Genomic DNA, 13,339 nt, shown 5'->3' on the forward strand with positions numbered 1-13,339 from the left:
TTCTTTGCTTTTGTTGATTTATGTTTGTTGTGGAGTTATGATGTAAATGTAAAGAAGATAAATAAACATAAACAAATTAAATAAAATCAAACATAAATCAATTAATTAAAAGGGAGAGAAAATCATGAGCATGACATTGAGAAATTTAATATATACAGCACCATTTTTACAAGAAATGATTGAAGCAACAGCCAACCTTTACCGATTAGGCTGGGATGAGCGTAATGGCGGAAATATCAGTTATTTATTAAATGAATATGAAGTATTACCATACTTGGATGTTGATAAAGTGATAAGAACAGTACCAATGAATTTTGATGCTTCTGAGTTAGCTGGAAGATATTTTGCTGTAACTGGTTCTGGAAAGTACTTTAAAAATGTAAAAGAGGACCCAGCTTCTAACTTAGGCGTCATCCGTATTGCAGCAGACGGCAAAAGCTACGAAATTCTCTGGGGTCTTGAAGATGGCGGAGTTGCAACAAGTGAACTGCCAACACACTTAATGAATCATATGAAGCGATTAGCAGCAGATAAAAATCATCGTGTAATTATGCACTGCCACGCTACAAACCTAATTGCAATGACATTTACACATAGTTTAAAGGAAGAAGATTTTACGAAGACACTTTGGGAAATGTGTACAGAATGTATTGTTGTTTTCCCTGATGGTGTCGGCGTTATCCCTTGGATCATTCCAGGAACAAATGAAATTGGAGAAGAAACTGCAGAGAAAATGGAGCATGTCCGCCTTGTCGTTTGGCCGCATCATGGGATTTTCGGAGCAGGAGCAACAATGGATGAAACATTTGGCTTGATTGAAACAGCCGAAAAAGCTGCTCAGGTTTATACGATTGTTTGTGCGCAAGGTGGTAAAAAACAAACGATTACCGACCAACAGCTACAAGACCTTGCTGATGCTTTCAAAGTGGTTCCAAGACCAGGCATCTTAAATTTATAAAACGTTTAACATAGATTTACTATTAGGGGACATCATTGTCACTTAATTATTAAAAATAAAATTGTGAAATATAATTTATTAAAAAAATGGCTGTGTTAAGGGTCATTGTTGATTTTGTAACGAAGTTGATTGGAGCGGAAATCAACATCCAAGGTTAACTCAGCAAAAATAATAAAAACGATTTCAAAATATGTTATACTGTTAAGGAGGCCAAGTTAATAGATGGCCTCTTCTTTACATTTAATGAGGCTGCTCTTTTTGTGAGGTGTTGAACATAAAAAACTACTTAAAATTTTTGGTCTGTTTTTTAATAGTAATATTTGTAAGCGGTTGCGAACTGAATTCCGGAAAATATCAAATTATTTATAATGGAGATCAAAAGAAAGAGCAAATTAAACAAAATGAAAACAAAGAAAATTACACGATTGCCATCGTACCTAAAGTAAGTGGGATTCCTTATTTCAACGCAGTGGAAGAAGGGGCCTTCGAAGCTGGGGAGGACCTTAACGTTAAAGTTTTATTCACAGGGCCGCCAATTGCCGATTGGAAGCAACAGCGAAATATTATTGAAGATTTCATACAGAGAGACGTTGACTTAATTGCTGTTTCAGCCAACGACCCGGATAGATTAGGACCTGTATTGCAAAAGGCAAGAGAAAAAGGCATAAAAGTGATTTCTTGGGATTCGGACACAGACACAAAATATAGAGAACTATTCATTAATATGGTTGACCCTGAAAACCTAGGCCGGCATTTAATGGATAACTTGGCCTCTAAGATGGGGGAAAAAGGCGAGTACGCCATCATGACGGGTTCTCATGTTGCGGCCAATTTATCAACATGGATGAACTATATCATCAAGCAGCAGGAAGAAGAATACCCTGAAATGAAATTAGTAGAAGTAGTGGAGACGGAAGACAATCCCCAAAAATCATATACAGGGGCCGAAAAGCTATTAAAAACTTATCCTAACTTGAAAGGGATATTAGGCAGTTCCTCAGTCGGTCCTCCCGCAGCAGCACAGGCAGTTAAGGATGCGGGCAAAGCAGGGATGGTTACTGTAACAGGGCTGTCTACCCCTAATTTAATGCGGAGTTATCTAAAAGATGGATCAGCTCAAATGATTACATTATGGAGCCCTAAAAAACTAGGCTATTTAACGGTTAGTTTAGCGAAAAAATTATTGAGTGGTGAAAATCTTAAGGATGGGCAGCATATCGGTAAGGTTGGAAATATCAAAATAAAAGGTGATACCGTTATTATGGGACTGCCCATTGATTTTACAAGGGAGAATATCGACCAATATGATTTCTAGGCTTCTTGAAACAATAAAATTAAAAAACTCCCGGTTATCAACGAAATTAATTATTACGTATATTTTGTTAACGGTTATTCCTATGGGCCTTTTAGGTGTCCTAGCTTATTATGAATATACCAAATCCATTGAAGAAAAAGTGGGAGAATATATTCCCAAACTATTAAAGCAAGCGAATAATAATATCGAAAACAGTTTAGCTGAGTTAGAAAGACTCCCAGATTTAATTTATAGCTCCAGTGATGTTATGTCTGTTTTAAGAAATAGCCGCTATAAGAATCAATCCCAATTAAATCAGGACCAATTTGTAGTAGAGAGTTTCTTAACGAATACCTATCTTGATAATAGCTCAGAAATATTGGGGGCATTCCTTCTCTCCAAAAATCGTTCCTTTGTCAGTACTCGGATTCCCTATGAGGGATTTAATCTTGAAAATCTCTCTCTTCCATATGGTGAAGAACATGATTTAGGAGAGAAAGTCGAACTCATTTTGCCTGAACAAGCAAGTCTGAAGTTTGAAGGGAATCCTCCCTATATATTGTTAATGAAACAGGTAACAGATGTTGATAATAGAAAATCACTTGGCACGCTTTTTTTAGCGGTTAAATTATCATTTATTGATGATGTTTTAGCTGATTTAGAGAAAGAAAAAAATGCGGCCATGTGGGTGATGGACGAGAATGGCCAGGTCATTTTTCATACAGATCCGTCAAAAATTGGTTCGGTTTTTACTGAAGTAAAGGATTACCCATTAGAAAATGGAAGCTTTCAGACAGGGACAGCTCAAGAAAAAACACTCATTAGTATAAATAAATCAGCACGTCATAAATGGATTTTAGTTCATAGTATTCCATTAAAATATCTAACAATGGGAACGGATATGGTTAGAAATGTAACTATTTTAGCCTTTTTTACGCTTGTCATCATCACGAGTCTACTATCGGTTTTTCTTGCCTGGTCAGTCACAAAGCCTATTAAAAAACTAGGACATATCATGCAAGAGGTGAAGGAGGGCAATCTAAGTGTCTCCATTCCCGTTGATTCAAAAGATGAGGTAGGTGTCTTGGCCCAAAGCTTTGACTCCATGCTTACAGAAATCAGGGATTTAATCCAGAAAAACTATTCCATTGAAATACGTCAAAAGAACGCTGAATTATATGCTTTACAATCACAGATAAACCCGCACTTTATGTACAATACTCTCCAGACGATTAGTATGGCTGTTGAAGACGGAGAATCTGAAACAGTCGTTGAAATGGTCACACTTCTTGGCAGGATGCTTCGTTATTCATTAAGTAACAAGGATCGGCTGGTGCCGATTTCACAAGAAGTAGACCATATTCAGGACTATTTAAAAATCCAAAAATACAGGTTTGAAGAAAGACTTTCTTATGAAATTCAGTCGGAGCTTGATACTGACTTCTATTTTACGCCCAAATTTATTTTACAGCCGCTTGTCGAGAATTCTATTAAATATGGATTGGAGAAACGAAAAGGGTTATGTATTCAGATTTTTGTGGAAGAAATTTTTAAGCAGCACGGAAAAAAAGATATCCTTTTTACCATTCGTGATAATGGTCCAGGAATAGCTGAAGACAAGCTTGATGAGTTAAATTGCAAATTAAAATCCGATCCAATGGGAAAAAGAGAGTCAGGTTTTGGGATATTAAATGTTCACGCCCGGGTGATGATGATGTTTGGGGATCAATATGAATTACGAGTAAATAGTTCCATTGAAAAAGGGACAGAGATCATGATACAAATTCCAGCAATATTAAAGAATGAAGTTACAAATTACTCAGTGATTCAAAGGGGTGGTGAGGGAAGATGACCCAAATAAGAACGGTTATTGTCGATGATGAAGGAAGAATTCGAAGAGGGATTGAACGAATGGTTCGGTCATTAGGAGATGAATGGGAAATCGTTGGTGTATTTTCTGATGGATTAGAAGTTTATGAAGCGGTTATCAATCAATCCCTTTCTTTTGACCTGCTCATTTCCGATATTAGGATGCCGGAAATGGATGGGTTAACCTTAAATAAAAAACTTAAAAGCCAGCTATCCTTCCTGACCATATTTATAAGTGGATTTGATGATTTTGAATATTTGCAGACTGCCCTTCGAGATGGTGCTGTTAATTATATTTTGAAACCAATTGATAAGGAACAGTTTCAAATCCAGATGGATGAAGTGAAACAAAAAATCCAGATGCTTTACAAAGAAAAGCAGGAATGGCACAGAATGCAAGAGAAGGCTTCCCAATTGGAGTATACTAAACAGCTGCAGCTATTAAGCCAAATGACCTGGAATGAAGAAAAAGATATTGCGTATTTAGAGTGGATCCGGCAGTTTCCAAGCGGCTGTTATCAATTAATTCATATTAGTATTGATCAGATTTATTCACAAACTAGAGAATTTCTGCCCGAAGATTGGAATAGTTGGACTCAAAGTATTGAAAATATTGTAGAAGAAACGGTTGCAGGTTCTATTCGAGTTCACCAGATTAATAGCTGGTGGTGGCGGGGCAGTAAGTTAAATTATTGGATCTTGTTACAGATTCAAGATAAAGCCTATGCTCCTAATTTTTTAACCATTTCAAGAGAATTTGCTGAAAAACTTAGAATCTCGATACACAAATTAACCCCTGTGACAGTATCTGTTGCTCTAGGCCATGAATTTAATGATCTTGCATTATTTAGTGATATGAAGAACGAGTTGCATTCCTTACTTCAGTTTCGAATGATTCAAGGAGGAAATCAAGTCTTTGAGACTGATTTGTTTGAAGGCATTAAAGTTCAAAAATCGAAGGGAATCTCATCTTCTATTTTAAAATTTACAGAACAAGTGATTAATTCGTTTGCACAAGGGAAAAGGGATGATTTACTTAAGGCATTACAAGGCTTTTTTCGCGAAATAGAATCTTTATCATCACCCGTGATGATTAATGAAGCAATACATTATTTATTAATTGGGATTGTGAATAATTGGATTGAAAATGATGGCTATAGTGAGGATCCGAATTTACTAACAGATGCTTTAAATATTACAAAAAATGCAGCAAATTTCATCCAGTTTAAGGATAGGGTGAAAATGTGGATTGTACATGTGATGGAGAAAATGACTGATTTGAAAAAGGAGCAGCATAATCCTATTCAGGTTGCGAAAGAGTGGATAAAAAATAATTTGGGGGACAATATTTCAATTAAGAAAATTGCACAGCAGGTCTATATGAACCCCAACTATTTTTGTGATTATTTTAAGAACCAAACGGGGGAGACGATTTTAGATTATGTAACCTCCGCGAGACTTGAAAAAGCCAGGGAACTGCTAGAGAAAACGGATTTGAAAATTTATGATATTTCCTTATCTGTAGGTTATCAAGATACAAAATATTTTAGTCGCTTATTCAAACAATGGATAGGGCAGACACCCTCGCAATTCAGGAATCAGTTCTCTAAAACTTCATCAGATAATTAAGTTATTAAAAGAGTCAAGGAGCATATCTCCTTGGCTCTTTTGCTTTGTAATCCCTTCCAACATTCTGAATATTTTCACCCCTAACTGAATTTTGTCTCCTACAAGTAAGCGTTTTATCAGGATATAGTTTAACTATAAGGAAAATTAATTCTAGAAAGGAAAATACATATGATCAGAAAAGCGAGTATCATGTTTGTCAACCGTGATAGTTACGATGAATATAAGCGCCGCCACGATGAAATATGGCCGGAGATGGCTGCAGAATTAAAGGCACATGGTGCACATAATTATTCTATTTTTCTAGATAAAGAGACTGGTAGATTATTTGCTTATGTAGAAATTGAGGATGAAGAGAAATGGGAGCATATGTCGCAAACAGCTATCTGTAAAAAATGGTGGGCGTATATGGAGCCGCTAATGGAAACGAATGCAGATAATAGTCCAGTTTCGATTAATTTAGAGGAAGTATTTTATTTAGAATAGTGTTTTTGTACTAGTTTCAAAAATGAAACCGTTTCCTGGATAAAACCAAATTATTAGGAGGTATTACAATGGCTAAGATTGGTGCTAAAAAAACGACCGGTTGGAAAGCAACCATCTCTGTTGCAATGGCGAACTATATTGAAGCTGGATCCATCATAGCAGCTGCAAGTAGTTTAACCATGTGGCAAGCATATCTTCATTTAGATAATATTGCTGTGGGGCTATTAAGTGCTTTAAGCGCAAATGCTTTTGGTGCTGCAATTGGAGCTTTGTTTGGTGGTTATTTATGTGACAAATATGGTCGGAAATTTATTTATACCTATGACTTGTTGGCTTATATGCTTGGTGTATTATTGATTGCCGTTTCAGTGAACTTCCCTATGCTATTAATTGGGACCATTATTACAGGAATTGCTGTCGGTGCCGGGGTCCCAGCCTCATGGACCTACATTGCCGAAGAAGCACCAGCTGATAAAAGGGCTGCACATGTTGGAACGGCACAGTTAGCATGGTCAACCGGCCCAGCAATTACATTTTTACTTGCCGTCTTACTTGCACCACTAGGTTTACTAGGAAGCCGAATTATTTTCATCCACTTATTAATTATTGCTTTTATTACATGGTACATCCGACAAGGATTATCTGAATCAGCGATTTGGAAAGAAGGCAAAGAACGAGAAGCGAAAGAAGGAAGCAGTAATAATAAAGGTGTACTCAAAGAATTATTAAGCCTAAAACCGAATCGTGAAGCATTATTTTTATTAATTGGTATCTATTTATTCTGGAATTTAACCGCAGGTGCAATGGGGTATTTCATGCCATATATCTATCAAAATGTTGGCGGGTTAACAGGCACACAAGCGAATTTACTTCAAGTTTTACTTTGGAGTTTAACAGTCGCTACCACTTATTTTGTATTCATGAAACTAGGAGATAAATTTAGCAGACGTTCCTTGTTTGGAATAGGAGCGGTAATGGGAATCGCAGCATGGTTAATTCTAACGTTTACAGGAATGAACTGGTTCTCACTTTTTGCTTTCGTTATTCTATGGGGCAGTGCTGCTGGCTTCGGCGCTCAAGCGTTCTACGGTTTATGGGCAAGTGAACTTTTCCCAACAAGATATCGTGCTGGTGCACAAGGTATTATGTACTTCTTAGTAAGACTCGGCATTGCGGTCTGGTCATTTATATTACCAACTGTGATGGATAAATTAGGATTTAAAACCGCTGGTATTGTAATGCTTGTCTTCTTAGCCATTCATTGTGTGATCGGGATTCTTCTTGCTCCAAATACGAATGGTAAAACATTGAAACAAATTGAAGAAGAGCGGTTTGGAAAATCAAAAGCAATTAAAGGCAAAGCGGTTTAATTGAATAAAATTATGATAACCTGGTTCCAGCATTTCGTTGGTCCAGGTTTTTTATTTCATAAAGCCTAATTTAGTTTTTCAGTTAGTTGACCGAGATATGATATGATTTGGCTAATAATAAGAAATAATGCAATTGGAAAAAGGTGAATTACAATGAACCAGGACCTTTTAGATGAACTTCTCCAGGTAACGGATGAAGAGAAACTCATTTTGGACCAGCGAAAGAATGTAAGTAAAGAACTCTACACGAGTAAGACGAACTTTGTCATAGAGAGTGAAAAATTTCTTAGTAATGATAAGATGATTATGGTTCGAAAGCATACGCGTTTTGTTGATTTTCCTTTGCATAAGCATGACTATATTGAGATTAATTATGTCTATAATGGTGTGCTTAAGCAAACGGCAGGCGGCCGGCCCATTACGTTAAAAAAAGGGGAACTATTATTATTAAACCAACATATTGAACATGAAATTAAAGCATGTGCCAAGGAAGATATTGTTATCAACTTTATCATTCGTCCTGCCTTTTTTGATTTTATTTTTTCGTTTTTAAATTCAGGTAATATTGTCAGTGATTTTTTAATCAGCGGTTTATACAATAACACACAAAATGGACAATTTTTATATTTTAAAGTAGCCGAAGTCGAGACAATCCAGGATATGATTGGGAAAATCATCTATGAAATTATGCATCCTTCCCCTTTTTCAGAATCCACTATTAAGCTTTACATGGGGCTATTGATGATCGAATTAATCAAAAATACGGATCTAGTAGAGCGCAAAGAGGAAGCATCCATGAACCACTATTTGGTGGTCGAATCTCTTCAATACATTGAAGAGAATTATAAACATGCTTCTCTTTATGAATTGGCTGAGAAACTAAACCAATCCCACTATGGGTTAAGTAAAACAATCAAAAAAGCGACGTCGCATACCTTCAAAGAATTGCTGCAGGAAAGACGGCTTGTAAAAGCAAAAGAATTATTAGAGAGTACCGATATGTCGATTTCTTCGATTGTAGAAGAGGTTGGATATGATAACATCAGCTATTTCTATCGGATTTTTAAAGGAAAGTATGGTCAGACCCCAAAAGAATTCAGAGAACAGGCAGTAAATGAGAAAACAAAACTGGATTAAACTCTAGCGGTAATCATTGGTACACGCTTTCATTGTAGGATATAATGGAAAGGAAAATAGAAGGGAGGAGTACTAAATGAAATACATAAACATTGCAAATACAGACCTTCAAGCATCAAACATAATTATGGGGAATATGCGCATACCACAGCTTTCCATAGCTGAAGCGGAAAACCTAATACGCTCAGCGATGGAAGAGGGAATTAACTTCTTTGACCATGCGGATATCTACGGGAAGGGTAAATCTGAGGAGATTTTTTCAGAGGCGATTCAAATGAATTCTTCTATTCGCGAAAAAATGATCATACAGAGTAAATGTGGGATTTGCAACGGTTATTTTGATTTTTCAAAAGAGCATATTCTGGAGTCGGTAGATGGTATTTTAAAGAGATTAAATACCGAATACCTTGATATACTGCTTCTTCATCGTCCAGACCCATTAATGGAACCTGCTGAGGTAGCAGAGGCATTTGAAGAACTTAACAACAGTGGAAAGGTTAGATATTTTGGAGTTTCCAATCATAACCCTGCTCAAATAGAACTGTTGCAAAAATACACACCCCACAAGTTAGTGGTAAACCAGCTTCAGTTTAGCATTGCGCATACACCTATGATTGATGCAGGAATTACACTAAACATGAAAATTGACCAAGCAATTAATCGGGACATGAGTGTTCTAGAATACTGCCGCTTAAATGATATCACCATGCAAGCGTGGTCCCCGTATCAGCACGGTTTCTTTGCCGGAACCTTTTTAGGCGATTTAGAGCACTATCCGGAGCTAAACGAGGCAATAGACGGCATCGCTGAAAAATATGGTGTAACGAAAACCGCAATAGCAACGGCTTGGATTACACGCCATCCGGCAAATATTCAGGTGGTACTTGGAACCACTAAAGTCGAGCGCATGAAAGACGCATGTCAAGGTTCAGATATTAGACTGACAAGAGAAGAATGGTATCAAATTTATAAAACTGCAGGGAATATTATCCCATAATTAAGTGATTAAAAGGGCATGAGAATTCTTATATCAAGAAATCTCATGTCCTTTTATTGATTTACGTCCCATGAAATTTTAGAAGAAGATTGCTATAATAAAAGCAGGCTAATAGCAGCCTCCGTCACTATTAACCATTAAACCAATCTACTAATCTTTGGGAGATTTAAAAACCAATTTTTAAGGAGATGAAAGTAATGGGGTTATTAGAAAATGGGATAACCTTCATTAATTTTGACGAAACGTACTTTGCACAACATAAGCTCCATAATTATTTACATGATGATCTCGACTTTCGTCAGATGAAGCATGTCAACCTGTATTGCGAAGAAGATTCTTTACAGAGCTTAATGAAACAGCTGGACAAGAGAATTCAAAAAGGGATAACCTTTATTGGCAGCGGAAACTATCATTATGTTACCTTTATTTTATTAAAAGAAATTAAAAAACCTTTTACTCTTGTCTTGTTTGATAACCATCCTGATATCGGATTAGATAATAATCCACATGAGAATCTACTTTCATGTGGCTCCTGGGTTTCCTTTGCCCTTAAGGAAATCCCATTGCTGCAGCGAGTAGTAATTATTGGTCCAACCACTATAACTTCTCACTTTTCTACTGACCCTCGAGTGGTCATTTTTCCATTTGACGGCAGACATGACTACTCGATAAAATCGGTTTTATCTGTTATTCACACCAGTAATGTTTACATCAGTATAGATAAAGATGTACTAAACACAACTGACGCAGCAACAAATTGGGATCAAGGAATAATGGATCTGACTAGATTAAATCGTTTCCTTGAAGCCATCCTAATTGCAAAGAAGGCTGATGGAATTGATATATGCGGTGAAGTACCGATTAACCCAACTAACATACTTCTCCCAAATTATCAGACTATGATCTATAAAAACGAAAAAGCAAATTTACAAATATTGCAGACATGCCTGAAAATGAGTCATCTTCAAAATAAAGGCGCATAACAGAAAAACGGGCTGAACATTCAGCCCGTTTTTAATTAAGAAACAGATATTAGGGGGAGAGGGGAAGCCGCTTGTGTTAACTTTTGAATCTCAATATATAAAATATGATGTTCTTCCATTTCCTTGATTTTAAAGGAATAGCCTTCAAATTCTATGCAGTCATCCATTTTAGCATCAAACTTCTCTGACAGGAACCAGCCGCCAATCGTATCTAAATCTTTATTTGAGAGGGAAGTGCCTAAAAGATCGTTAACGGTTTCAATGAGAACTTTCCCACTGACAATATAATGCTCATTGGCTAATTCACGCACATCAGAAATCTCGTCTGTATCAAATTCATCTCGAATATCACCGACAATTTCTTCAATAATATCCTCAACGGTCACAAGGCCTGATGTACCTCCAAATTCATCGATGAGGATGGCCATATGGGTCCTTTCTTTTTGCATTTTCAATAATAAGCTTTGAATAGGAATGGTTTCAATTACAGTGATGACCGGTTTAATGAATGGTGTAAGAGAGTTATTCTCTTTCCAATCCTTGTCCAATTTGGTTGTTAAGATATCCTTAATATTGATAATTCCGACAATATTATCCTTATCTCCATTAATGACAGGGTAGCGTGTATATTTTTGTTCCTTGATTAATGAGAGAATGTCATCCCGCTGATCATCGACTGAGATACTTACCATTTCCGTCCTAGGTACCATAATTTCTTTTGCAATCCGATTATTAAAATCAAACACATTATTAACATAGGTTAATTCTGATTCATTTATTTCCCCGCTTTGGTAACTTTCAGAAAGAATAATCCTTAACTCTTCTTCTGTGTGAGCTAACTCGTTTTCAGAGACGGGTTTTAGACCAAAGAAGCCAACTAATAATCTAGAAGAACTATTTAAGATCCAAATGAACGGGTAGAAAACTTTATAAAACCCAATCAACGGTTCAGCAAAAAGTAGTGTAATCGTTTCTGCTTTTTGAATCGCAAAAGATTTAGGAGCTAATTCGCCCACGACTACATTAATAAAGGTAACTAAAACAAAGGCTAATATGATGGATAAAACATGTGTAACAGCACTATTTAAGTTTAGTATAGTGAAGAGGGGTTGTAATAACTTTGAAACGGTCGGCTCTCCCAGCCACCCAAGTCCGAGAGCTGTAACCGTAATGCCGAGCTGGCAAGCGGATAAATATTCATCTAAATGCGTAACCACTTGTTTCGCAGCCTTAGCTCCTTTTTTTCCTTCTTTCATTAGTTGATCAATCCGTGTGCCTCTTACTTTTACAATCGCAAACTCTACAGCGACAAAAAAGGCTGTGAGGGCAATAAAAATGGCGATCATGATCAGGTTAACTATTTCCAAATGTATAGCCTTACAGCAAGTAAGGCCTACACCTCCAGTCTTAATATCTAATAAAATATTGAACTATAGTTCAATTATGACATAATGTCATTTAATTTGTCAATAAAATATGAACCATAGTTCACGTTTAGCTGACTGAGGTGATATTGAACATTTAGCGAATTCTATAGCACTGACTGATGGGATGAATCATCCGCTTACTGCCAAGCTTAAAAATATATAACAAAATGCCCGATTTAAACTTAATCGGGCATTGTTTCTAATTGAGTTTACTTAAGAAGTCTAAAATTCTTTCATTAGCCAGGTCATTAGCCTCTGTTACATAAATATGCGCAGCACCATTGATTGTTAAAAATTCTGCATTAGGAATTTTCTCCGCTAAGTTTACTCCGTTTGCATATGGCACTAACCGGTCCGCATTACCATGGATAACTAAAACTGGGACGTTGATTTGATCAATCTCACTGTAGGTATCATGAGCTAAGCAGGCCTGAAGCTGGAGCATGTAAGCATAGGGCTTGACAGGTACTTCGATCCGTTTTTGAATATCTTCTGCTACTTGGTCTCGGCAATTCTCAATAAAACTCGGGCTGTACAGGATTGGTGCTGTGGCCCAGGCGATTTCTTCAGGTGTGGCAATCGCCGACCCTCTTGATAGCAGCTGCATGGCAACGTCAGCACCAGGCTGCACATGATGTATCCCGCCGGAAGTTGTACAGCCTAATATTAACGAAAGGGTCCGTTCTGGATATTTTAACGCAAACCTTTGAGCAATCATGCCCCCCATAGAAATGCCATAGACATGCGCGGAATCAATTCCAGCTGCATCTAGGACAGCACGTGTATCGTCCGCCATTTGTCCGATAGAGTAGGGCATATTGGGCTTGCTGCTTGAACCTGTTCCACGGTTATCAAAAATAATGACCTTGTAATGCTCACTAAGTACTGGTAGTGTCCTGAACCAAGACTTTGAATTAAGCCCTAAGCCCATAATGAGTAGTAGTGGCTCACCTTCCCCATGTATTTCATAATAAAGGTCGACCCCATTGGCATTAGTTATTGGCATTCCATCCATCCTTTCTCTTCCAATTAATAGTAAATAATATGTAGAAAAGTTCTATAGAAGACCATTTAACTAGGTAAACTTAACCCCAATTTATAAGGGCGGATGAAAAATCAAATCTTTTATCTGGTTAAAAAAACTTATAGAAGAATATTATTTTTTCGATTTTTTATTTGTCGTTTGACAAAA

General features: G+C 36.9%; 11 protein-coding genes. 9 read left to right on the forward strand and 2 right to left on the reverse strand.

The window, feature by feature from the left end; translation table 11 throughout:
* Positions 1-130 precede the first annotated feature (130 nt).
* The 9 genes from rhaD to AAHB15_RS01730 all read left to right on the forward strand — a co-directional run bounded on the left by rhaD (position 131) and on the right by AAHB15_RS01730 (position 10,720).
* Positions 131-958, forward strand: a complete 828-nt coding sequence (gene rhaD / locus AAHB15_RS01690) for a rhamnulose-1-phosphate aldolase (RefSeq protein ID WP_335571724.1) — start codon at positions 131-133, stop codon at positions 956-958.
* Positions 959-1,226: 268 nt separating this feature from the next.
* Positions 1,227-2,273, forward strand: a complete 1,047-nt coding sequence (locus AAHB15_RS01695) for an autoinducer 2 ABC transporter substrate-binding protein (protein ID WP_342041648.1) — start codon at positions 1,227-1,229, stop codon at positions 2,271-2,273.
* Entirely contained in the window at positions 2,263-4,104 is a 1,842-nt protein-coding gene (locus tag AAHB15_RS01700; protein ID WP_335571700.1) for a sensor histidine kinase, read from the forward strand. The genes AAHB15_RS01695 and AAHB15_RS01700 overlap by 11 nt, the downstream gene beginning before the upstream one ends.
* Entirely contained in the window at positions 4,101-5,750 is a 1,650-nt protein-coding gene (locus AAHB15_RS01705; protein ID WP_342041649.1) for a response regulator transcription factor, read from the forward strand. The genes AAHB15_RS01700 and AAHB15_RS01705 overlap by 4 nt, the downstream gene beginning before the upstream one ends.
* Before the next feature lie 168 nt (positions 5,751-5,918).
* Positions 5,919-6,233: an L-rhamnose mutarotase gene (gene rhaM, locus AAHB15_RS01710; RefSeq protein ID WP_342041650.1), complete on the forward strand. Its 315-nt coding sequence runs from the start codon at positions 5,919-5,921 to the stop codon at positions 6,231-6,233.
* A gap of 68 nt (positions 6,234-6,301) precedes the next feature.
* Positions 6,302-7,603 (forward strand): MFS transporter, encoded by a 1,302-nt coding sequence (locus tag AAHB15_RS01715; protein ID WP_342041651.1) that lies wholly within the window; start codon positions 6,302-6,304, stop codon positions 7,601-7,603.
* Between the two features lie 153 nt (positions 7,604-7,756).
* The gene (locus AAHB15_RS01720; protein WP_342041652.1) at positions 7,757-8,740 is read left to right on the forward strand and encodes an AraC family transcriptional regulator; all 984 of its coding nucleotides are present in this window, start codon (positions 7,757-7,759) and stop codon (positions 8,738-8,740) included.
* Positions 8,741-8,816: 76 nt separating this feature from the next.
* The gene (locus tag AAHB15_RS01725; RefSeq protein WP_335571705.1) at positions 8,817-9,737 is read left to right on the forward strand and encodes an aldo/keto reductase; all 921 of its coding nucleotides are present in this window, start codon (positions 8,817-8,819) and stop codon (positions 9,735-9,737) included.
* A gap of 197 nt (positions 9,738-9,934) precedes the next feature.
* A complete protein-coding gene (locus AAHB15_RS01730; protein WP_342041653.1) occupies positions 9,935-10,720 on the forward strand; it encodes an arginase family protein in 786 nt (261 codons plus the stop codon).
* Positions 10,721-10,755: 35 nt separating this feature from the next.
* Here the strand turns inward: AAHB15_RS01730 and AAHB15_RS01735 are convergent, their stop codons facing one another.
* A complete protein-coding gene (locus tag AAHB15_RS01735; protein WP_342041880.1) occupies positions 10,756-12,066 on the reverse strand; it encodes a hemolysin family protein in 1,311 nt (436 codons plus the stop codon).
* A 280-nt stretch (positions 12,067-12,346) separates the two neighbouring features.
* A complete protein-coding gene (locus tag AAHB15_RS01740; protein ID WP_342041654.1) occupies positions 12,347-13,153 on the reverse strand; it encodes an alpha/beta fold hydrolase in 807 nt (268 codons plus the stop codon).
* Positions 13,154-13,339: the final 186 nt, after the last annotated feature.

It is taken from the genome of Bacillus sp. OTU2372, from assembly GCF_038440275.1.
GTDB lineage: Bacteria > Bacillota > Bacilli > Bacillales > Cytobacillaceae > Neobacillus > Neobacillus bataviensis_B.